This window comes from Chitinophaga sp. 10T418 (assembly GCF_056394125.1).
Window position 1 is genome coordinate 662615 of record NZ_JBFTHG010000002.1, and the last position, 25055, is coordinate 687669.

Here is a 25055-nt window from a genome sequence, read left to right on the forward strand (position 1 = left end):
AATGGCACTTACACGGTACAGCTACTCTACAGTTTCTTTTAACAATGCACTCCTGGTTTCTTTAATCGTTTTAATACCTCTTTCTGTTTCTTTCTTCACACGGGTAAGGGTACCATCATCATCATACTCATAGAAAGTAGCAAAGTTGTTCTCATCCAGTTCTCCCATTAACCGGAGGTTCTTAGGATCATAGACGTATGATTTCATATTGGCATTATAAGGGTGTACCCGTATATCATCGAAGTAAACGGTTGCATTATTGGTAGTAGCTATTACCAGGCTGAAGGCGGTGGACCCTGTCGGCACATCTATTACTTCTTCATACCGTTGCCATCCTTCAATAATGGCACCTTTCGGTTTCGCGGAAACCGTTACCCGTACAGGGCCTCCCACAAACAGCGTTACATTGATATTATCATAACTGCTGCAGTGACAGTCCTGCGCTTGTTTTACCCACGCACTGAAGAGTACTTTTTTACCTGCCAGTGGTGAGTAGATAGGTAATAATACATCTCTGTTTACCCGCACGCCTTGCAATACCGGGCTAACAGAACAATTAGTGGCCCCCATCCGGAAATCCGGGGCCATAAGTATTTTGTCGGTATCTGACACAATCGATGAAAACAGGATACTGTCTCCCGGCGCTACCCGCAAACTATATCTACCGGTGTGGCTTTGTGTAGTATCCATATTATTAATGTACCTGGAAAAATCAAAATGACGATCTACCGGGCAACTACCATCACTACAACCATTGCCCCCAAACCGATAATCTTCAAACCCTTCATATCCGGCTTCCCGGTAGTGGCTATTCTGTACTACGGCTACCGGTACGGCATTGCTGTAACCATATATTGCCGCGTTATAACGTCCTAGTGGATCCTTATTCTCAAGTTCAAAACTCTTCTTGTTAAAAATGGTACTTTCCGCATTCCATACCCAGGCTGGATTGTTATTCTGAGGTACCCAGTTTTTTGTTTGTTTTTGCCAGAAAGACAAGAAATCATTAAAGGCACCATCTTTACGGATATTGGTTGCCTGTGCAGGATCAGACTCTGCACGCGCGCCATAATAAGTATATGATTTAGCAGCACGCCAGTTACCTAACAGACCGTGTATATATGGGTTTACACTGGTATCTGTAACAGCGCTGTAACATTTGATGATGTAAGGAGCTACCCGCAGGTATACATCTCCCTCAATTGGTGAACCGCAAAGATCAGAGGTAATTTTTACGTGATAATTTCCGATATAACTGGAATCGACATTATATATCACCGCAGTTCGCGTAGTGTCAAACACCTGATGTTGTGGATTGGTCCAGGTATATTGTTTGGCAGTGGTAGGTAGATTGATAGCGTTAAAGTATACGGTATCACCTACGCAAAACAGTGGTTTATCTGCTGTTATCGCCTGAAAATTGGCAAAATCAAGGATCTTAATACCTCTTACTATAGAAGCTTTGCATTCATCCGTTATCTGTACATCATAGTTTTTGTTTTTCATCAAGGAGTAACGGGCATTGGACGCAAAATTTCCAGTGGTATTGCTATCCAGATATGGCCCGGTCAATCCGAATCCTTCCTCCGCCAACTTATAAGTATAGATCCCATTGCTGCCATTACCATTTGCTGCAATGGCCCTGATGCGGCCCGAATTATCCGGTGCTCCGGGGCATACCCAACCAAGGGAAGAATCCAGGTCAAGATTCTTTTGATAATAGAACACTTTTTTTACGTTTACACCATTTCCACCATTTGCAGGTGAAAAATCCATTACCGAGGTTGAACGGGCTGAAACACCAATTGTATATTCTCCACCTGTTTTCAACATAACAGACGAGCCACCTGGCACCGCAGGCCCATTGTTTAAAACAGCCATATATATAGGTAACGTATTGCCATTGAATTTTGCGAAGCCATTCGCCGTAACTAACAATCCCTCACATGTTTTTTGGGTGGTATAACTCCAGGTATATCTAAAAACATCATCCTCAGTAACACGAATCGTCACCGGATATTGTTTACACTTATCGGTAACAATAAATTTATAATCGCCGGGGATCAGTCTTACTCTTGGGTTATTATTAGGCCAGCCAACCAAATACCCATTGTCATCGCTGGTAGTATAAACATCAAATGCAAATTGCTGCGGGCTTACCAGTTGAATCCTGCTTCCCGCACTAATGTTGCCATTAGCATTCCAAAGAGATAGCGAAAAGCCACCATCATCTCCCACGGGCCCGTAAAGTTGATCAATCCGCACGTAGTAAGGGTTGCTGGTGTCTCTGTAAGCAACTACCCTATTCGTACTTAATTCATAACCGTTCACCGTTGTGGCTGTAAACTGATAAACACCAAATGGCACATTATTAATAGTGGAACTCAGCCCCTTGGCAATAGTTAGTGTATCCTTCCACGATCTTTTAGAAATGGTATCCAATATGCTTACGAACACCGGTCCACAAAGGTTGGGATTATACACACCGTATAGTAGATTAACAGATGTATCACAGTTAGAAGTAAAGCGTCCATAGAAATAAGGAGCTTCAAACCGATAGGTAATATCAAAAGGAGCCCCGCAAGGTGAGGTAATATAGGAGATAATATCTTTATTATAAAGACTCTTAAAATCAACTCCAGGTGGCAACTTAAACGTATTACCGTTCGCATTATAGCGATAATCCCGCGTACGGGGTAAATCCCCTATCTTATAGCTAACGGCAAAATTAGCAGTATCATCGTCTAAAAAAGCGGTGTACCCTGGTGCATCTGCATGGAAATAGGGAAGCTGAATCTGATCACAACTACCGTATACCGCAGCCCCCTGATATACACTGAAGGTACTGCTGCTAACAGTACCACTATAGATTTTTGCCGACCTTACCTTCCCATTACCACACTGGTCAGTCACCGAGAATTCATAGTCTCCGGTAGGCAGGTTTTTTACGGGAAATGGGTTTACATTTACCGCAAACGTTTTTGGACCAGTATAGGTAGCAGGAGCACTTAATATAGTAGCAGTAAACGGTCCCTTCCCATTTGTAATAACAATTGAAAGTCTTCCATTACTACAAGTACCCAGGGCAGAAATGTGAACATTTAAACTAAAATCCATATCCACATAGCTACCAGGCACAGTCACATCAATAGATTTCACCACCGGTGTACTGCTACACATACCGTTTACAGTCAACCGATAATTTCCAGGCCGAAGATTTTGAAGAATATTGGAAGAATTCTGTGCCACATCTGTTCCGCCGGTAGTCAACGCCTCCAGCCTGTACTGCAAACTATCAAGATTACGAACATCGGCACCTGTAAGTGTTACCGTTATTTTCCCATTGGCTGCGCAGGTAGCACTATCAATCTTTGCTGAAATATTCCAGTCGCTGCATTGTGCAAATGAACTAATCGCACTCATCAACAATAAAAAAATAATGCCCAATAAGCGCTTATACTTCATTAAGGGTAGGTTTAATGTATGCATACCTGTAAACTCCTTTGTATTAAATCGTAATGTTGAATCAGTTTGCCATTTCATAGTAACAGGTAAATACCAGTTTTACCGGCGTATTGGTACCGTTTTCACTATAGTAAGAAGGTGGCATCTCAAGAGACAACACTTTACCAGCCTCTATATTATAATTCCAGGGTACCCCTAACCTGATAGCTTCAGGAGACAAACGTTCTTTACCCCTTTTTTTATACCATAAATGCCCGTTAGTATCGGTCACATATACACCAGACTCAACACCATAATTGTGTTCTATTCTACAATCATATCCCTGGAATACTATTTTTTGCGGTACAAATCCCCGCACTGTCCGTATAGCATCGGCACCAGACAATACTTTCTCCTGCAGTAATTTCCGATCCTGCTGCGAATAAGTTTTAGCCACCACTCTGGTAATATTCCAACTCCCTGTCAATGCACCTGTAGAAATACTATCCTGCGCCTGAAGTTTTCCTGCGAAAAACAATACGATAACTATTAAAATATGACGTATATACATAGTTGATAGTTTGAATTTTAATAAACACACTCTTTTACTGATTTCATCGCATCTTCTACATGCCAATTCTGTTTGAACTCTGTTACCGAAGCATTAATGATATTTCTGCTCTTGTCAATCACCAACTCGTAGTTATTTCCTTTCTTCACCAACGGTGTCTTCATCATGGTAACAGCTCCCATACTGGCGCTTAAATTCTTACGCCCGGAAGTAATTATTTTCAGCGAAACATCCTCTCCGGTAAACGGCTTTCCTTCTTTGGTAAGGAAATAAATATCCGGCTCTCCTCCATTCAACGCATTGGCATCCACTGCCCATATTTTACTATTGCTGGGGAAAGTGGCTAATCCCTCAGGATCTCCAACACAAGGATCTCCAAACACCCGGTTCCTGGAATAGATCAGCATTTCATCGCCAGAAACAAAAAGGTCATTTTGCTCTGCTGCAGAAAGTCCTGATATGATTTTCCCGTTCCTGATATTCAAACCTCCCACAGTAGTCTGGATATTTTTATACGCACCTCCCATGCCATCATATGCCCAGGCTGCGGGGTAATTGAACTGATATATTGAATCTCCAAACTCATTCTGTGTGGCAGTTAGCAATACTTCACCAGTTTCACTGTCATACAGTAAATTTCGGGTCACTACTTTACTTCCTTTATCCACCACTTCTATTCTGTCTAAAATACCCTGTCGGTTAATCACCTTAGTGGCAGCAGCTGATTTGAATATATTCTCTTCATTCCGTGGATATCCAAAATACACAGGTATGTATATTAGATATATGCCAATCACAAAACCATCCGTATTAATACTCTTATCTGAGCTATGTGTGTGGAAGGTTTGCTGACGCATGTCCATCATCAACTCCACATTTTTCCCAATGATAGCAGCTGTATCTATCTCACCTTTTGCATTGATAGTAGTAACTGTATTACTCAGATGCTTGACCTCCAATGAGTCATTATCAACACGATAATAATAGGTAGTGGAGGCAATAGCGTCTTTACCCGATTCCGCGAAAGTGGACTTAGATCTTAACTTACCATGCATATCATTCAACTCTATTTTAAAGCCCTGACTAATAGCCATATGGTACTTGGAGTCAATCTTCAGAAAGTTCCTGAATCCTGGTTTATAGCGGAATTTTGATTCATCACCTAACTCTGAACTTTCTACAATAGTGGGAAACTCATAGGCCGTATAAAAACAGGTTTCTTCACTACCATTAGCAGAGCGTGTATGCCTGGTGTTGATAGATCGGGTAGTTACTTTAGCATAACCCACACCCGGTGCCGGGAAAAACCCTTCTCCCAAAGGATTCTCTACATAGCTGGTAAATACCGGTGCTAAGGACCCGGCCTGTTCGGAATAAATATTAGGTGTATGGAACGGATTTTCTTCGCCGCCTAAAATAGGCTCATAGATGGCTACTCCACTACTGATTTCCTCATCTTTTCCATTGATCTTTTTAGTGGTCGTATATTTATACTCGGTACCATATACAGACTCCTTTTTACCCGTCATCTTATTCCAGTGATCATAGATCAGTAACTTTTTCACCCGCAATCCGCCTCCATATTTTTTATAGTCTGGATCATTTAATCTGGCATAGGAACGACTGAGGTCCACTTCCTGTGCCCATCCATCTTTACGGGCATTTCTATCAAACGACACCAATTGCTTTAACGCACCGGCAGACATATTGACGACCATCTGTATGGCTTCTGCCATCTCCAGTTTGTCGCCGGTATTAGATCCCGGGAATGCTTTGGATGGAAGGTTTAAACGCAGGAAATGCATGGCCGCCTGAGCAAGTGGACTATAATCACCACCTTCATTGCCTTTCTTATTGATCGCACGTAGCTTCACATAAATAATATTAGTTCCCTCGATGAAGCCGTAATCTGATTTATCAATGAAACCATAGCAAGGCACATACTCATTTCCACTTCCGAAGTCATCCGATGGCATTTTTACATTTATTCTGAAAAACAGCGTATCATGTAATTCAGACAAATACCGTCTGAACACCTCTTCTTTAGAATTCACCTTCCGGGAAACATTAAATGCTACATACAGGTTATCATACTTCCAATCCAGGCCACGCTCATATAAATGATTGGAAAGATCCCCGGCGGCGTGAGGCGCTCTATCAGCAAATCCGGCGATATTCGTCATCTTTGCCGCCCTGCGGTTCTGTACATAGGCATAATCATCTCCCTCATATACTACCTTCATCCTTCCTCCGGATGGTAGTTTGATAGAGTCTAATGTCCAGGCTCCTGCATTGGCAGCTGCCAGTGTACTATCCTGTAACGCATACGGATATTCCGGGTTCGTCATCGGTTTTCCATCATTACCTATCGGATTCTGAGTCGCTGCTTTATAGTTACCCCACCGGTCGTAAGACTTGGCGCTGTATGCCGGGTTAATTTTATTATAGTTAAAAACGTAAGCGTTTTGTTGTGCCCTTTTGGGATTAGTTTTACTCTCGTTACCATTATAAGAAAACCATACTTTCTTAAGGGTAAGCTTCCCGGAATCGCTTTCAGGAGCATTTACTCCCGGACATAGCTCATAGCTATATTCAAAATGAACTGTTTTTACCGGTTTTGGCGTTTTACTATTTAAATAATCGGCCTTTACATACAGATTAATTTCCTTTAGCCGCTTTGCCTGGTGGGTATTACGTATCTTATTCCCCCGCTCATCTATTGGCAAAAGATCTTCCCTGTCTTCCAGCGTAAAGGTGGCCACCATATTTTTAGATTCAATGGAGTTCAGGTACCACAATTCTTTCTCACCATACACATAGCTACCCTTATCATCATTGTTTTCTGTTTTAAGGCCTTCATTGTAGGTTGCATTTCTGGTATAAGGTGTTCTCCACTTATAAGGATTGTCTTTACCCGCTGTTTTGGTATAATTAAACTTCACCGCATTACCGGCATCATCATCGGTAATACCATCCCCTGTTAAATCTACATAGTCGGGAGATACTACACCTGTTAACAGAAAAGAGTGGGCATAAGCAGGCGTTTCTTCTGAAACAAAATAATGATCATTACCACTTGAATTGGTTACACTATCCTCCCTTTGATCGCTGCCAGGTGTGGAATTATAAGATACAGTACCATCTTCGGCATTGCCATTCTCATGCTTCACTGAAAAGGTAACTTCTTTCTCTTTCAGATTGTATACCGGCAAACCATATACGTATTTCCTGCCATCATTATTTAGAACATCAATTTCAGAAAGATGATGAGGTTTACGGATGCTATCCACCCGTTCTTCTTTGGTCAGCTTGCCAGGTAGAATAGTGTAAGTAAAAATCTTAATCGGTTGATAAATGTCTTCGGGGCCGGCAACGTTATTGCCATAATATACATTCAATATTATCTTACCAGGGCCACCGAAATTACGATACTCGACCTTTAAATCATAGACGTTATCTTTTTCAAGATTCACTGTAAAAAACTCCTCCGGACGTGCATTCGGACTCCATTCCCACTTATCCCAATTAGTGAACGTTCTATCATTTATAGATATCCGTATCCCATCATCATACTCATATTTAAAATAATACTTTCCGGTAGCTGGCGCCTTTAGCTTACCAATCCAACGACAACTGATATGCTCATGGTTACTCAATCCTGTTCCGATCGTAATGCCATCCGGGTACCCCTCCGCCTTACTATGGTTTATAGAAGAGGCTATCATACCAATTCTTATATCCTTTGGGTCCAAATCCGGGTTGTCAAAATTCTCCCTCTTATACCCATGCTTTTCTTCAGGCGCTCCCGGATAAGTAGTAACGCAATTATTAAACACATACTGATTTTCCGAATAGTTTTCAATCAGCTTTGTAAACCCTGCCTTGCTGGCTTCCTCAGCTGTGAGATAGGAAATTACCTGCGTTCTTTTACTTCTTTCCTGGTTGGCAGCATTAATATTATTAAAAGGCAATTTGCCGATAAGCCTGCCTCCTTTATATCTCCACAACGTATCCGTTGTAGAGATGTCAGGCGTATTATTACCTGTCATTTGAGGAAACACCACATCATCTCCTCCCAGCATCTCATAATAAACTTTAGGAGCCGTAGTCATTTCGCCAGGATTCCTGAAATGAACTGCCTCATACTGTTTCTTTGACGCAGTAAAGGCAATGTCTTTCGCAAGTGGATTATTCTCGATCCACGCACCATTAACAGTAGTAGAATGTGTTTCTGTTAAATCTACGCCGGCATGCCAGGCGTTACCCAAACCAACTTCTGCACCAAGACTACCCGAATTATCCCTTGTAGCCATAAAGTGATCATACACATACCCGATATCATTACGAAATGCACGAAACATTCCTCCTGTACCTTCCCCCGAAATAGAAAAAACGTCATTAGTATATGACGGTATAGCAATGTTCTTAATACCTTCTTTAACAGGCATCTCCCGCTCCCGGTTATAGTCCAGTAACGCTTTGTCATTTCCTGCACCATTGTAATAGTAGAGATAACCAAATGCCGGTAAAGTCAGTACCCGATCCGCCGGCGCAATATATTGCCGCGATTGATATCCGGATGCAAATCCCTGCGGGTGAAATCCATTCACCTCACCCCCTAAAGCAAACTTACCTGTATACATTTCACTGGTATAAGGAATGCTCATGGAAGGAATGGAACTGGGATATGCATAGGAAATGCTGGAAGATATAAGGTTCTCGTGTGTGGAAAAGCGACCTAAAGTCGTTACTCCCTTTCTTGTTTTTTCAATAGTCCTGTATTTACTAACCCCTGCAGAATATTGCAATGCCTTCAGACCACCACGCGTATTAAATGTAAGCGTAGAACTTATTTGCCCACTGTAAACACTTTTCTCATTGGAAGCCTTCTGGTGTATGGCTACATCCAGGCTAGGGCTGATAGACACTCCCTCCTGTTGTGTACTCATACCAACTCCTATTCCTAAACCGGCAGTCAGTCCTCCCGCACTTTTATTACTGACCCCAATACTCGGACTAACACTCGCTTCCATTCCCCATCCTCTGTAGGTATTCTTAAAGATCCCTAAAGAGGCACTGAGATTAAACGAAAGGGAATCAAACACTGACCCCAACGCTCCCTTCAGATCAAGACCAAAAAGCTCAAACGTTATACCTCCCGTACCACCAGAAGTTTTATTCTCCTTAATGTTCAGCCTTTTTGTAATTGAGTCGGATCCATTAAAATCATCCGGTAATCCCCTTACATTCCTGGTAATCGTACCAGGATTGATATTCCATCCTAATCCGGTCCAGCTGGCCTCCTGGTCCATTGTGATTCCACTGCTGTATCCTAACGACAACGGATATCCGTCTACATCCAGCAAAGGGATATTATAGGAGAAATTGCCCGAAAACAAATCCACCATATTGTCGCTGTTCACAGACTGGAAAGTTTCCATTTCCGGCTGGGTAGGCCCTCCGGTGCCTTTCGGCAATGCTGATGCTGACACTGAAGCTGTCTTCGCAACTAACGGCGTTGTAGACCGGCCACCGGCCAAAGCCGGATCTTCCACCGGCATCGCAGTAGCAGGCCTGGCTACCGGCACACCTGCATCTACTCTATAAACAGTCCTCCCTCTTCCCAACGCATACGCGGGAATTACTGCTTCCAAATAAATTAACGCCAACATCACACACGCAATCGTCTTCTTCCCCTTTGCTGCAAAAGCCAGTATCATTTCAACGTAATTTTATAGGTATTACTATTAATCTTCTTTCGTGTAAATAAATTTCATCTGCCAGTATTCCTGTCTGGAATTCTGTAAGCGAAACAGGTATACCTGTCCGGAATGCAATCCCCGCCGCTTTTCCAATGGAACATCCAGGTGATTACTACCTCTTTTGATAGCTAACGTACCCGCATATACGACCTTATTACTGTTGTCCAGTGATATCAATTCGTAAGCAGCGGTACTATCTGCTGTCTCATTATTATAGCTTAGCTGCAGCACACGGTCGCCATGCATCACAGATCCATCCAGCTCTTTACGCAATTGCACATAAGCATTGTTCAGCATTCCAGTATTATTATTACTTCCCTTCACCCGGAATGTCCATACTTCTGTTTGTGCGGCAAACAAATTTCCATTCTTCGCAATCACCGACCACGCATAGGTATTGGCGCTATCCAGTTGTACACCACCCGATGGATAGTTCATGAAAATGTTCTTCAGCCGCGGTGCTCTCAGCACAGGAATATTCTGTTGTATCGCCTCTTCGGGAGATTGACCGCCATGTACTTCGGTCAGAATCAGCTCGTAATTCAGGTCACTGAACATATTGAGTGGCGCCGGTGGCAGCCAGGTAAACTGAGGTAAGAAGGTGAGCAGCTCACTCTGGTTAGCAGGACTGTTCAGCAGCGGCGGACTAACCGGCTCAATAGTAAATGGAACACAATCTTCTCCGGGCTGATTACCGGTCTTGTCTCCTACCACTACCAGGCTGTAACAAGCCAGGTAATTGCCTGCAGCCAGGAAACCATTCACGCTGCGGTCTATCACCGGGGAAAGATATTCATACTGTATCGGCATCAAATCGCCCGCCTGCAATTGCCGGGCTCCTTTGTTGATAGAAATGTTTCGGGTAATACCTGTCAGCACCGGCTGGTTGGTGCGCGCATCCATTAAACGCATCGTCACCTGTACGCTTACTGTATTACTGGAGGCCGACACCAACACTATATTCCACAGCTGCGCCTTTAATAATACACCCGCAGGAGGCAATTGTACCGTCATACTAACTTGTGCGCCTGCACGAACACAGCACAACATCATTAGCAGGAATAGGGATCTTTTCATATTAAAAACTTAAAATATTCTGGTATAGGTTAATCGCCCGGTTTTATTGGGGACCAACTGCTTATTTACTCCGGGCACAAATCCTTTATCTCCCATCACCGTTATTTCTCCTACTTTAGGTATGTTCACCCTCGCATTGGCGGAATAACCAATTTGGCGTAATTCAAATACTGTCTGGTAATTGTACTTCAAACCACCTCCCAGCTCCAACCATTTCAATGCTTTATATTGTACATTTCCATCTGCCCCATACACGGCATAATCCGTAGTGGTAGCAGATGATACACCTCCATTCAAGGTGAATTTGCCCAGGAAAACAGTTTGATTCAATAACAGGTTAGTACTATTGAAATACACAAAATTGCTGTCCGTCTGATGATTATAAAACCGGGTACCGGAGAAAATAGTATTCATACTAATCCCCCTGTACTGATAGAAATAACTACCGGTAGCCACCAGTGTGTAATACAGATTTTCCATATAACGATCTTCACTCAGTTTCATCAACTGTGAAGAAGGGAAATAACCAATAGACAATACCGGCCATTTCCTGCGACGGAAAGTAGCCTGTATACTCTTAAAAATAGTATTGCTCCGGTAACTGGAATTTTCAAAAACGCTGGTATACACATTCTGCCTCACAGCACCTGTAAGTGTGAGCTGCTGCTTAAAAAAAGGCTGTGTTACCTGCACCATCCAGGCGTCCTGTGCGGAACCTGTGGCATACAAACTAAAGGATTGGAAGTTGGCCCCCATCCTTTTATACATACCATTAATGCGTGTAGCCGTAGACGGTATAAATGAAAAAGTGCTGATGGCATATGCCTCATTGCTATGATCATTAAATCCTATCATACTGCTACCCAATCCCTGTTCATGCGCACTCCTGACATAGTAAGGCAAAGAAGACTTTGCCAGTTCCCCTACTACGTAGTTATTTTTATTCAGCTGGTACCGGCCCTCCAGCGACAAGCCCATAATCTTATAATCCGGTGTAGCCGTGTTACCGCCCGCAGGAGGCGTTGTATTGAAGTTGTACACCTGTTTCTGACCGAAATAATAAGAAAGGATAACGTGATTTCCTTCTTTCAAACCTTTGCCCACCCGCACCATATTCAGGTATTGACGGGTTCTGTTTTCATTGACAATGAAATCACGGAAACGATAATCCACCGCACCGGTAGCAAAAGCCAGGTACCAGGATGGATTCAATTCCGCCTGTACTCCCATGATACTGATGTTCTTTGCGGTAAGCTCAGAGTAGTCTACCATAGTGCGGCCAAGCCCAACAGACCTGATGGCTAACATGGTTTTATAACCTTTAGGTAAAATAGAATCCGGTAAGTTCAGCGATTCCAGTCTGTCTGATAACTCTTTATTATTGCGGCTATACTGCAAAGCATCCATCAGAGATCCTTTGCGCGCACTATACGCTTTTTCTTTTTTCTGATACAGCTGTTCGTTAGCAGCAAAGGCATGTTGAAGAGAGTCGAGTAAGGCTTTCTTCTCGTCATATTCTTTTCTGAAACGTATAGCAAGACTGTCTTTCAGCGTAAGCTTCTCACTAAGTACATCTACCGGAAGATCCAGTGACGGACGTTTTCCCAGTTTTGACAATTGTGCCAGAGAATCGTTTAGGCGCAACTGATATTCCCGCTCTTTCGCCTCCACTATTCTTTGTATCTGTGCAGGTGAATTAAACCAGGCTTTAAGTTTATTAATATCATTCCAGTCGTAGTCCAGTTGCTGCTTCAACTGATCTAGTGCTATTTTTTGCTTTAGCTTACCGGCATCCCACCCCCTTGCTTTGGCTATCAGCATATTTTTAAAATCCTGGTTGGTATACTGAAAATTAATGCCGGTAATATTCCGGAAAAGACGTGAATTTCCTTTACTGGTACTAAAAGCCAGGTGAAGCGGGTACTGGTCTTTTACAGTAATGTCCAGTACAGTTTGTAGTGTATGCTGATAAATATCCCGTTCAAGATAAGGAGTATCCGCATTGGATTGATAATACCCATCATAGGTTACATTCCCATGCACCACCAGCAGTGGTTTTCGTGTATCCACCACCGGTACGCCCTCTACATGTTTTCGCCTGATAATCTGGTAATGGGTATCTCCGGGAGGAGATGCATACAACACTACCAACACTGGCAATTTCATCTTGCAGCCCCTATGTATATAGTAATAGCTGGTATCTGACGCTCTACCATTGTTTCCAGGTAGATGCATCTGTGCGTCGCTATCATAGGAGAGAAAAAGGGACACGATCACTAATATCAGGGAAATACTTCTCAAACTACGACTTACTAAAAACACTAAAGGTTAACATATAGGCACAGGTACTCACGGGATAATTTATTTCTATCAGCAAATGTATAACTTAAATTAACATATTAAAATAAGCGGGTACTTTTTATAAAACAAGATTAATTAATGACGTACCACGCTGTACCACTGCTTTGTAGCTGTACACTCTTATTATAAGTACTAAAGATAAAATTGGGACCATTCTCAATCAGATCACCACTCTGGGGCTGAATAGTAATATTCACCGCATTGTTGGAAATCTTCTTGACATTATATACTCTCCCTTTATTACTCGCAGCAGATGGTAACGTCACAACTACTGCAGCGCTATTATTAATAATCGTTGTAAAGTCATTCGGTCCAAGGCTAATGTTTCCTTGTATCACGCTAATCGGCATAATACCTGTTCCGGGAGATTTCAATCTTACAATCCCATTCGCATCCGTTGTTAGTATGCTATCACCGGCGGCATTGTTTTTCGCGTTGCCAATCCGAACAGCCCCGTTAACATCCAGCAATGCAACAGGCGCATTTGTACCAATTCCCACACTACCGTTAGCGGCTATACGCATTCGCTCTGCATAAGTCATATCACCACTTCTCTGCCCTATAACAAAGTTACCTTGATAAGTACTACCACCTGCTGTTACAATTCCCATGTACACCGATTGATAAAGCCCTGCTTTATTAATGCCCTGGAACCCAATCCCTGAGTAAATACTATCTGCTTTACCCATATTATACAATCCCAGCATTGTACCTAGCGGATAGCTATACGCGATAGACTTAGTATCATATATTGCCGTAATGGAATCCGAAACACTGAGTCTGAATCCTGGCTGCGGTGTATTAACTCCCATATAACCATTTGTCCTGATCCCTTCGTTAAATGTCACGATACCATTAGCCCGCTCAACAGTCATCACATTGCTCACAAACGTTCCGGAATCACTATACCTCGCCAACCGAAAATCTGATCCCTGATTACCGGTGCCCGACTCCGTATTATAAAGGAAAGTAGCCCAACGGGAAGTATTTCCACCTGGCTTCAGCATAACGGTATGTGGTGAGTTAATAGGATTATTGGTCATGAAGGCGCCCGCTCTTCCGGTACCTGATATCCAAAAACCGGCTAGTGGTTGTGACACTGTTGCTTGCTGCCAGATGTACAAAGGATCAGCTGCCGTTTTGATCAACGGAGATAATGAAAGCGTATCCTGTCCATCTATTGCTAACGCATTTCCATTTACCTGCTTAAGTCGCAACCGTTGGAATTCTGTACGCCCCCTCCCTTTATTAAAGAGAAATCCTGGAATCTTCTGTGTACGATTTTCGAGAATCAATTCTGCAGTATCACAGGTATTATAGATCCTGACACTATCTGCTTTGATCTGGTAAATATTCTGGGCAAAACTAAAACTGACAGAAAAAATCAGCATGAAAACGGAGAAAAAAAACTTCATAGGAATAGGATACTGAATATAAAATGGCATACACAACTGATCAATAAACTTGCCGCAGGGCATAGTTATATTTTAATCTGATCATTCAATTGCCGGCTAAGATACTGCATACTTTAAACCCAAAAACAACAAAATGATACTAGATTATTATATCTTGTTTACCGGAAGATAAAAACATGAACATGAAAAGTTTTGCCACAAACTATCTGAAGAAAATCTGGATCCTGTTACTGCTGTTCGCAGTCAACAGTTACGGCCAACAACGTCCCAACATTATTTTCATATTCTCTGACGACCACGCCTACCAGGCTATCAGTGCCTATGGCAGCAAATTGGTTCAGACTCCCAATATTGACCGTATCGCCAGGCAAGGCGCAATTTTTAAAAACGCGCTCGTCACCAACTCTATCTGTGGACCCAGCAGGGCCACGCTGCTGACCGGCAAGTACAGTCACATCAATGGCTATACGCTGAATGAAAAGAAGTTTGATGTGGAACAACAACTGTTTCCCGCCCTGCTGCAGCAAAACGGCTACCAGACCGCCTGGATAGGTAAATGGCACCTGGGCAACCTGCCCAGAGGATTCGATTACTGGCGCATCCTCAACAGCCAGGGACAGTATTACAACCCGGATATCATTGGCCCCGGAGATACTACCCGCATAGAGGGATATGTCACCAATATTATTACCAAGCTGTCGCTCAACTGGCTCAACAACCGGGATACCACTAAACCATTCTTCCTGGTAGTGGGCGAAAAAGCTACTCACCGCGAATGGCTGCCGGATATCCAGGACCTGGGTACATATGACGATAAAACATTTCCGCTCCCACCGACTTTCAAAGACAATTACAAAAACCGGCTGGCCGCTCAAAACCAGGACATGACTATCGATAAAACCATGCGCCTGAAAGAAGACCTGAAAGTACATGCCGATTACGAAAAAGGCATCTATGGGCGCTTCACACCGGAACAAAAGAAAGCATACATCGATTACTACGAAAACAAAATCAGCAAAGAATTTGATGCCAAACATCTTTCCGGCGATGCCCTGGTGGAATGGAAATACCAGCGCTACCTGAAAGACTACCTGGCCACCGCAAAATCGCTCGACCGCAACATCGGACAACTGCTGGACTATCTCGATAAATCCGGCCTGTCAAAAAACACAGTAGTGGTATATGCTTCGGATCAGGGATTTTATATGGGCGAACACGGCTGGTTTGACAAACGCTTTATTTATGAAGAGTCATTGCGTACTCCTTTTATCATAAAATATCCTGGTGTTATAAAACCAGGCACCACCATCCATCAGCTGATGTTGAATATCGACTGGGCACCCACCTTCCTTAACATGGCCGGTGTAAAAGTACCCGCCGACATACAAGGCACTTCCTTTCTTCCCCTGCTGAAAGAAGATTCTAAAAATATATCCTGGAGAAAAGAAGCCTATTACCACTATTACGAATTCCCACAGCCGCATCATGTATATCCTCATTTCGGCATTCGCACCAAACAATATACCCTGGTGCGCTTCTATGGAGAGTCAGACAGCTGGGAATTGTACGACCTTAAAAAAGATCCGCATGAGGTAAACAATCTCTATGGGCAAAAAAGCTACGAAAAGCTCACAGCAACGCTGAAAGACAAACTGAAAAAGCTGATGGTACAGTATAAAGACACCGATGCGCTGAAAATACTGGAGACAAAATAACCGCCTGCTATAACAGAATATATGATGTACAAAGCCAAAACTTTTGACAATTAAGCCAAAAGGGCTATTTTTGACTCCTGATTGCAGTATTTACTGGTGATCTGCTGGCTTGAAAGTGCGACTGAAAATATTTCTTTAAGTTATTGATAAATAGGAAATTAAAACTTAAGGAACCGCATCAGCAACGGTGCGGTTTTTTTTATGCACCGTCATTAATCATTATACGATTATTATTTAAACATGAAGACATACTTCCGACTTTTATCATTTGCTAAACCTATTAACAGATTTGCGATCCCCTATATTATCTGCACATTATTATCTGTGGTATTCAGCACGCTGAACCTTGCCCTGCTGGCCCCTTTACTCGATACATTGTTTACTAAAAACCCGGCCAAAGCAGTTACTCCGATGCCGGATAATTACTTCAAAATTTTCGATGTATTCAAACATTACACCACCAGCATCTCCTATCAATACGGCCAGTTAGAGAGTCTGAAATTTATATGTATAGGCATTGCCTGTTCTGTATTAATCGGCAACCTGTTCCGCTATTTCGCTGACCGCACCATGGAAAGTTTGCGGATCCAGACCTTGCTGAACTTACGCAGAAGTGTATTTAATAATGTCATGGACCTGCACCTGGGCTACTTCAGCAATGAAAGAAAGGGAGATATCATCTCCAAAATAGCCTCAGATGTACAGGTAGTACAATATACCGTTACCGGCACGCTGCAGGTATTATTTAAAGAACCAGCCACCCTGATCTCTTTCCTGGTCATGCTGTTTCTCATTTCCTTTAAGTTAACACTGATTTCTATGCTGGTCATCCCGGTGGCCGGTCTTATAATAGGCAGAATTGTAAGAAGACTGAAAGCACAGGCTACCGCCTCCCATGAAACGTATGGCGTGATGATCAGTTACCTCGATGAGGCTCTCAATGGTATCCGCATCGTGAAAGCCTTTAACGCGGTAAATTTTATCACTAACCGCTTCGACAAACAAAACCGCCGCTATTCAAAGATTGCCCGTTCCATGGCAAAAAGACAACAGCTGGCGTCTCCTGTTTCTGAAACATTAGGGGTACTCATGGTAGCATGTATTGTGTTTTATGGGGGCTCTCTTATTATTAGTAATCAGGGAGAGATGGACGGATCTACCTTTGTGGTATATATCGCGCTCTTTTCCCAGATCATGCGTCCTGCCAAAGCTATTTCAGGTGCTTTCGGGAATATTCACTCCGGCATTGCTGCAGGTGAAAGGGTACTGAGCCTGATAGATGAAAAACCAACTGTATTCAATGCCCCGAATGCTACTACCCTTACCGGTTTTGAAGAAAACATCCGGTTTGACAATGTATCATTTGCTTATGGCGACAAAACCATTCTGAAAAATATTAACCTCACTATCCCCAAAGGTTCGTCAGTGGCTTTAGTAGGCCCTTCCGGTGGCGGTAAGTCCACACTAATGGATTTAATCCCCCGCTTTATGGATCCACAGGGAGGTAGTGTACTCATAGATGGCAAAAACCTGAAGACGGTTACCATGGAATCTCTCCGTGCGCTGATGGGGGTAGTGAACCAGGAATCCATCCTCTTTAATGATACTATCTTCAATAATATAGCCTTCGCCAAGCCATCTGCAACTGCTGCTGAAGTGGAAGCTGCTGCCAGGATAGCCAATGCACACGAATTTATTACCAATACGGAAAACGGATACGAAACAAATATCGGTGATAAGGGCTCCAAACTTTCCGGTGGACAAAGGCAGCGTATCTGTATTGCCCGGGCAGTACTCTCCAATCCGCCACTGATGTTGCTGGATGAAGCTACATCTGCCCTGGATACGGAATCCGAAAAAATGGTGCAGGATGCCCTCAACAACCTGATGAAGAACCGCACCTCGCTGGTCATTGCCCATCGCCTCAGCACCATTCAAAATGCAGATCTTATTATAGTGCTGGATAACGGGCAAATTGCCGAACAAGGCACCCACCAGGAACTACTCAATAATAATGGTATTTATAAACGCCTGATAGAAATGCAGACGTTTAGTACTAACTAATAAAAAAGGCCACCTCGCGGTGGCCTTTTTTATATATAATTAGTTTTGAAATAATCAGTCTGTTGTAAGTTGGTGACGATAGCCATTGGAGCAATAAGCTATTCCCTGATTTAAGGTGTCCAGGTATACCCTGTAGTTAATATTCTCGTGTACACGGGAATTGAACGGGTGATGCAGGTGGTAACATACTGCTTTCAGCTTCACCTTTTTCTGGTAAAGCCCGGAATTAATAAAACGTGCTGCCAGCTCGATATCTTCATGCCCCCAACCCTTCAGCTCGTTATTATATCCATTCACCTTCAGAAAATCTTCTCTCCAGAAAGCACAATTACAGCCTATCCAATTCCTCGAACGCTTCGTCTTTTTAATGACTAAAGGCGCTAAAAATGGAATACGAAGTGAATTAATCCTGTTTCTTACCCCTTTACCAAATGTAGAAACCGGTCCGAAATTGCCGGTAAGAAGACATTTTTTAGTGATCTCCTCTGGCAACAATACCCGGCTGCCACGAATATAATAACCCCTTTCAGCTTCGCTGATGTGGTCTTTGATAAAAAGCTCATGCATCACAATATCCCCGTCAATCTGGATGATATAGTCTGAAGAGGTTCCTGTAATGGCTTGATTGATGATAATTGTTTTACGAAACCCCTCATCCGGATGCCAGAAATGCTTGATCGGAATAGACGTTTTTTGTCTGAAAGCATCCACCACAGCTCTGGTACTCTCTCCGGAGCCATCATCTGCGATGATAACCTCATCAGGGAGCACGGTCTGAACCAGCACACTTTCCAGTACCAGCTTTAACGCTTCAGGCCAGTTGTACGTTGTAACAAGTAAGGCTACCGACACTCTTTCCCCCATATTAATTATATATAAAATTAATGTTTAAAAAGCTCTAGTTGCTATCCTTCCATTGTATAACGCTCTCTTATAGCAATTTATTACGCAGTTTGCCTTTCTATCGTGTGCACGGTTGTATTCCGCTATATCTTCATATAATCAAGAAAGTGTAGGTCCCATCTTGCTATAAATTGGTTAGTTATACTTCAAGTTAGCTCTATGATAATAAAAACGTTTCTAGGATATAATAAGTTACACGTTGCTACCGTACTTTCTATAAAATTGTGCCAAATTGGGCTTTCTGAAACTTATCATGACATTTTATGGTTAAAAACATTTAAACAATAAAAACATAATAATTTTATGCAATTTATAATATAATTACGATAACCACATAATATTTTTTTTAACGATACAATCACTTATTCACCTGTATCTACCTTCTTCATCAGCTCCTCCCTCACTGCTGCCGGTACTTTGTCCAATAGCTTATAACGGGTAACCTTTTCTATTTCTTCTATGGAGGTAAGATAGGCCGACCACTTTGTATTAACATCATTTTTGTTCGGCGTGTTCACTGCAATGATGCGCGTACTTTTATTAATACGCTTCAGGTCATTGTTCCCCTCTGGCAAAACCACCATAATTTTCCAGATATGATCTGGCACATTCACATTGCTGTGGTCTATGTTTTTTGCGAGCCCTTTGCTGCCTACGCCTCCACAGCCATAACTTCCCATGATCACATACACTTCATTACCATCCATCACCAGCTCCCGGGTGTAATCCTCGAGATTTTTCCACAAATGCTGGTTATGGTTAGGCGCCTGCGGAATCATATTGGTCATCAGAAAAGTAGCCTCATTAGCAGCCCTGCTGGCAGTGCGGTCCCCGGAAGGACAATTATGCCCCCTGTCAAAACCACTTCCGATATAGCTGGTTTGTGATACCTGGTACCAATCGCCCGGCAGGTCCGCATCCGGCCTGAAATCATTGGCCCGGGACATTTTTCCAAGATCCCGACGCGAAACATGCCAGCACACCCAGTTAGGTGTTCCCTTATCGCGGTTGTAGGATAATTTATAATATCCCTTGTCCATGAGATAATTATTCGCCATCACCAATGATGTAGCTGCAGCACTGGGGTTGCCCAGCAGCATATTATCATCTTCTCCATCCGAAGGCTGCTCTGTTGGCGTGCTGGGCTCCAGCTTACCACCAGCGGTCACCCGGAATACATCAAAATTGATCCTGCTATCACCTTTGTCCGTCTTACGGATATCGAAACGGATGGTTCCTGTTGCCGATGTTGTAAAAGTAGCCGTGCGCAACGTGCTAGTGCTGACACTAACCCCCTCCCCTACACGAAAATAACGCTGGCCACGGTTTACCGATGCCCATAACTCCCATTCCCCTTTTTCATCTGCTCCATACAATGCATATTTCAGGGTAACTGTTACCGTACCTTTTGTTTCAATATCGAAATTCATACCGGCCATACCCCTGTTCCGGATACGCAACGCCTGTGCACCCGCTTTATGATCTTCTTCCAGCGTACCTACTACGGCATCCTTGAATTTCCAGGTACCACTGGATAAATCCACGTCACTATTATTATAATTTGTTTTGGAACCGGCTTCGAAATCCTCCACCAGCAATGGAGTGGCAGCACGCGGTTTATTATTTTTTTTGTGAGATGTTTTCCGGGTAACATGCTTCCCTTTATCAGCTTTATCACCGGCAATTTTCCGGGAACAGGTAGTCACTGCAAATGCTGCAATGAGCAGTGTAACGATAACGGCTAAACTATTGAATCCTTGATCCTTCTTTTTCTTCTTTGGCATAGAATGTAACGAACGGCCGCGAAGATAGTGGAAAAAGAAGAAAGCGGATTTTTTCTTAACCCAGATGATTAGGAGTAAGAAAAAAATCCGCCGGAATTATTCGTTACAATAAACGCCTGCTAGTAAAACAACTGCGACAATACGTTAGCAGCATCATTCGTCTTAGGCTTCAAACCCAAAAACCTGGTATACTGACTCAGCGTCAATAAAGTTTTCAACTTTGAAAATATCCCCTTTTGCAACCCACCGAATTTTGACGTATAGCCACTGGGGTTAGATTGCTGTAACGGCAGAATAGCTGCCTTCTTTTTCAGAAAACCTGTCAGCAGATTCTGTACCTTAGGCTGCTGCACACTGGTCAATGCCAATGCAGGAGTAAGCTTACCCAAAATACTGCTGGCTATACCACCAACATCAAAAGATGAACCCTGTACACTACCCGCTGTCTTTTTAGCCTGGTCAAGTATGCTCTGCGCCTGTGTGGTAGCTACACCCAAAAAACAAACACATGAAATGGCAAGAACGATTCGCTTCATAATTAGAGGGGAATTTAATTGTGGTTAATGGATTATTGACGCTCTTCTAAATATAATAAATTACTGCCAGAAGTCCATTGGCCGGATCTAACAAAGAATTGACCCAAACACACATATCGGCCGCTAAACGGCGGCGTATTTTTGTGTCCGCAAGTCACAACTGCGATTTTCACGCACCAGGACAACGAAATGATGACAAATAATGGCGCACATGCCAGCTATCGTGATGAACTGAATGATTATTTTTCCAACGCCTGTAAAATAGGTAGTCAAACACCTCATTTTTTACAGGAGGCCCCTGGCTGGCATGCCCGCTTTAAGGAAAACGGAACCCATGCTTAAAACCAATTCCTGTGTAGTTTGATAGCGTGATAAGTGTGATGATAAGAGGCCGGTACTTCAAGGAGAACCGGCTTTCTTTTTTTATAACTTACAGCGGATCAGGTTTTCAACCTGGGGAATATCTTTTTTCAATATCCTCTAAAGGCCCATACACTCGCATTTGTCATTCTCAAATCCCTACTACACTAGCTTTGAATATTATACAATACGCCATACACTCCCTTTAAATAATCTTCAATCTGCCCCGGAAACAGGTTCCCCGGATTATCTTATATTTATCTTATAAAAATAATCTCCCATGGCAAAACAAATGTCTGTCATTTCTTTTACGGGAAAACTCGGCAATCTCATTGGGTATAAGCGCAATGGCAACTACTTCCTGCGCTCCATGCCTCAAAGCGTGCAGCAAACGGCTGCTACCCGTCGCGCATCCCGGCGCTTTGGCATCGCCAGCAGGAAAGGCGCTTTTATCCGTCATGCGCTCTACCCCCACCTGGATATCCATTGTGACGGGGGGCACATCAATCGGCTCAACAGGCTGCTCATTGCTGCCGGCGATCATCACGCCGCCATCACAGGCTTCCGCTTCAATCAGCATACCGGAGTAGATCGTTTTTTCCCGGTGGCTCCACGGCTTCTCCCTAACGGGATATTAAATATTCCCGCACAAACCATCGCCGGGTGTAAAGGCATTGCTGCCCTGGAAGTAAAATTGATAGCAACACGTATTGATTTTAGATCACGCCAGGTGGTGGGTAGCGAAACGGTTACCCTAATGATAGATCCCGATACCACTTTCCAGGAAACAAATGTTTTGCTCGATGTACCCGGGGAGGGTTCACTGCTAGTAGTTTTCCAGGTAAGAGCGATGTTCAAGGATGGCCCATCAGGCAACAGACAATACATGGCCGCCGATATTATTGCCGTGGCAGCGCCACAGGTACCCAAATATGCTCATAAACGTACTTATCCCAAGCGGACAATATTGCCGCCAAAACTCACCTGGCCACACGCATATCCAGCTGTCATTCAACTGGAATAAAGCGACCCTTGCCTTCCGGAGATATTTTGATCAATAAACCCCTTATACCTGCTTCTTTTCAATAGTCTATCACTTTCTGTAGCTACAGCCTGACACTGAAGCAGCCCTGCTATGGCCACTTCTGACCTCCATCCATTTGCTGATGCAATTTCATCGGGGTTATACATCCGGAACTCATCCCCGCATCAAGTCCACCTCTCCTGCACGGCTTCTACAGGTACTTAGCGGGTGCTAAGCATAGCATCGATATCTGTGAGGCAGCCATTAGGGCTGCTGATAGGATTAGATCGGTAGCTTTCTTCCTGTATAGATTGACTAAAATTTTACACTATCCCCCAGGTCATCAACTTGATCCCTTACGGCTTCGTAGCCCCGCTGATCATGTATTTCCATACCGGAACAAACTCCATCCCCACTGTAGACCCATGTTTATCAGACTTATTAATATCTGTTACCAGTATACTACGGGTAGAATGTACCGGCGTTTGTGGCTGCACCATCGTTGTATCCGTTACAGCGTGATGATTAATCTGCGCAACATCTGCCACCTGGTACTGGTAATTATAAGGATCCTGTATATGCAGGAATGCATAATACCTGTTTACCGGTGTACGGCCATTTTCCCGCTGCCAGTGTGCAGGTGCATTAAAATATTGCAAGTAGTCCTGTGGACCGGAAAACATTAATACACCCCGCAGTTTAAATTGCTTACCCATATAAGCGGCATGCCCGGCCCCCTGCGAATGCCCGGCAGCGATGATCTTATCCCAGCGTGGCTGCCCATGCCTGACAAACTCACTCCACGCTGCATCCTGCTTCGCCAGGTATTGCAATAACTTTGTTAATCGATTCACCAGGCTGTTTACCGAATCCACCGCTACCTTATCACTCACCGGCGAACCAAACATAATTTCCTGCCTGAAATGATCAAAACAGGTGCTGTCTTCACTCTTTGAACAAACCGTGGTAATCACATTATTCAGATAATCCAGCGCCACCACATAATAGCCCATCTCCGCAAAACAACTGTCGAATGCCCTGAAATGTACCGCACTGCCACCGGTACCTGGTATCATCACCAACAACTGATGACGATTATGTTTCTCCACTGGCGTCACAGCGAGGTGTGGCGAATGAATAGTACTCAGGCCGGCCCCGGTTACCTCAGGCGCCACAGCTTGCAGCTTTACCTGTGCCCGGCCAGCCAGCGGCAACAATAGTATTGCGAAAAACAAAAGCGGTGTTCTTAATACAGACATGCTAAAAGAATGAGTGAGTTCATTTGAAGATACAATTTTTGATTCCTTTAACATAACGCCTATACGTTAAAAATGGTAAAAGAGCATTTATTGCTTAAATTAGTCAGATGATACCCTGGACAGAAATACTACTACGATTGGCACTGGCTGCGATTTTCGGCGGCATCATAGGACTGGAAAGAGAACGTAAAGATTGGGCTGCCGGCTTAAGAACACATATGATGGTATCTGTAGGCGCTGCGCTTACCATGATGGTATCTGCTTACGGATTTGAAGATGTATTGGGCACTCCCAACATCGTACTCGACCCCTCCAGGATAGCAGCACAGGTTATCAGCGGCATCGGGTTCATTGGTGCAGGAACCATTCTGTTTCTAAAGGAAGGAGTAGTACGGGGACTCACTACCGCTGCCGGCTTATGGACCGTAGCAGCTATCGGACTGGCGACCGGCGGAGGCATGTACTTTGCCGCATTTGTCGCCACTTCCATTGCCATCATTATCTTATGGCTATTACAACCGGTAGAGAAAAAATTTCTCTCAAAATTTGAACAGAAAACCATTCGCATTATCACACTCGAAAGGAGCAAATCTATAGAGGTGGTCGATCAACTCTTTCAAACTACTGCCCTCAATATCTCTTCCTGTAATATCGAACAAAACGATAGCCTGTTCTTTATCACTATCCGGTTCAGAAGCATGGACAAAGCCATAGTAGGCAAGCTCATTGCCGACATCCAAACAGATGCCGGCGTGAAAGAAGTGTCGTGGAACAGCTAAC

15 protein-coding genes are annotated in these 25055 nt (G+C 43.5%); 5 read left to right on the top strand and 10 right to left on the bottom strand.

Going from position 1 to position 25055, the window contains the following annotated elements; translation table 11 throughout:
* Positions 1–21: 21 nt before the first annotated feature.
* The 6 genes from AC1DCV_RS07070 to AC1DCV_RS07095 all read right to left on the bottom strand — a co-directional run bounded on the left by AC1DCV_RS07070 (position 22) and on the right by AC1DCV_RS07095 (position 14693).
* A complete protein-coding gene (locus AC1DCV_RS07070; protein WP_477022535.1) occupies positions 22–3465 on the bottom strand; it encodes a hypothetical protein in 3444 nt (1147 codons plus the stop codon).
* A gap of 61 nt (positions 3466–3526) precedes the next feature.
* A complete protein-coding gene (locus tag AC1DCV_RS07075) occupies positions 3527–4015 on the bottom strand; it encodes a hypothetical protein (RefSeq protein ID WP_477022536.1) in 489 nt (162 codons plus the stop codon).
* Positions 4016–4032: 17 nt separating this feature from the next.
* On the bottom strand, positions 4033–9735 hold the full coding sequence (locus AC1DCV_RS07080; RefSeq protein WP_477022537.1) for a PA14 domain-containing protein: 5703 nt from the start codon (positions 9733–9735) through the stop codon (positions 4033–4035).
* 27 nt (positions 9736–9762) lie between these two features.
* Positions 9763–10854 (bottom strand): hypothetical protein, encoded by a 1092-nt coding sequence (locus AC1DCV_RS07085; protein ID WP_477022538.1) that lies wholly within the window; start codon positions 10852–10854, stop codon positions 9763–9765.
* Positions 10855–10863: 9 nt separating this feature from the next.
* Positions 10864–13020, bottom strand: coding sequence for a hypothetical protein (locus AC1DCV_RS07090; protein ID WP_477022539.1), 2157 nt, complete (start codon positions 13018–13020; stop codon positions 10864–10866).
* Between the two features lie 266 nt (positions 13021–13286).
* Positions 13287–14693 carry a hypothetical protein gene (locus AC1DCV_RS07095; RefSeq protein WP_477022540.1) on the bottom strand — a complete coding sequence of 469 codons (1407 nt, stop codon included), beginning with the start codon at positions 14691–14693 and terminating at the stop codon, positions 13287–13289.
* Positions 14694–14812: 119 nt separating this feature from the next.
* Here AC1DCV_RS07095 and AC1DCV_RS07100 point away from each other — a divergent pair, with 119 nt between their 5' ends.
* On the top strand, positions 14813–16345 hold the full coding sequence (locus AC1DCV_RS07100; RefSeq protein ID WP_477022541.1) for a sulfatase family protein: 1533 nt from the start codon (positions 14813–14815) through the stop codon (positions 16343–16345).
* Between the two features lie 240 nt (positions 16346–16585).
* A complete protein-coding gene (locus AC1DCV_RS07105; protein WP_477022542.1) occupies positions 16586–18409 on the top strand; it encodes an ABC transporter ATP-binding protein in 1824 nt (607 codons plus the stop codon).
* A gap of 54 nt (positions 18410–18463) precedes the next feature.
* Here the strand turns inward: AC1DCV_RS07105 and AC1DCV_RS07110 are convergent, their stop codons facing one another.
* The 3 genes from AC1DCV_RS07110 to AC1DCV_RS07120 all read right to left on the bottom strand — a co-directional run bounded on the left by AC1DCV_RS07110 (position 18464) and on the right by AC1DCV_RS07120 (position 21632).
* Positions 18464–19273 (bottom strand): glycosyltransferase family 2 protein, encoded by an 810-nt coding sequence (locus AC1DCV_RS07110; RefSeq protein ID WP_477022543.1) that lies wholly within the window; start codon positions 19271–19273, stop codon positions 18464–18466.
* Positions 19274–19674: 401 nt separating this feature from the next.
* Positions 19675–21096: a DNA/RNA non-specific endonuclease gene (locus AC1DCV_RS07115; RefSeq protein WP_477022544.1), complete on the bottom strand. Its 1422-nt coding sequence runs from the start codon at positions 21094–21096 to the stop codon at positions 19675–19677.
* A 119-nt stretch (positions 21097–21215) separates the two neighbouring features.
* Positions 21216–21632, bottom strand: a complete 417-nt coding sequence (locus AC1DCV_RS07120; RefSeq protein ID WP_477022545.1) for a hypothetical protein — start codon at positions 21630–21632, stop codon at positions 21216–21218.
* Between the two features lie 141 nt (positions 21633–21773).
* On the opposite strand from AC1DCV_RS07120, the gene AC1DCV_RS07125 reads away from it, so the two are divergent.
* Both AC1DCV_RS07125 and AC1DCV_RS07130 read left to right on the top strand, forming a co-directional pair.
* Positions 21774–21974, top strand: a complete 201-nt coding sequence (locus AC1DCV_RS07125; RefSeq protein WP_477022546.1) for a hypothetical protein — start codon at positions 21774–21776, stop codon at positions 21972–21974.
* Positions 21975–22272: 298 nt separating this feature from the next.
* Positions 22273–23016, top strand: a complete 744-nt coding sequence (locus tag AC1DCV_RS07130; protein WP_477022547.1) for a hypothetical protein — start codon at positions 22273–22275, stop codon at positions 23014–23016.
* A 356-nt stretch (positions 23017–23372) separates the two neighbouring features.
* On the opposite strand, the gene AC1DCV_RS07135 is transcribed toward AC1DCV_RS07130, so the two are convergent.
* The gene (locus AC1DCV_RS07135; protein WP_477022548.1) at positions 23373–24275 is read right to left on the bottom strand and encodes a BPSS1187 family protein; all 903 of its coding nucleotides are present in this window, start codon (positions 24273–24275) and stop codon (positions 23373–23375) included.
* Between the two features lie 107 nt (positions 24276–24382).
* Between AC1DCV_RS07135 and AC1DCV_RS07140 the strand changes: the two genes are divergently transcribed.
* Positions 24383–25054, top strand: a complete 672-nt coding sequence (locus AC1DCV_RS07140) for an MgtC/SapB family protein (RefSeq protein ID WP_477022549.1) — start codon at positions 24383–24385, stop codon at positions 25052–25054.
* Position 25055: the final 1 nt, after the last annotated feature.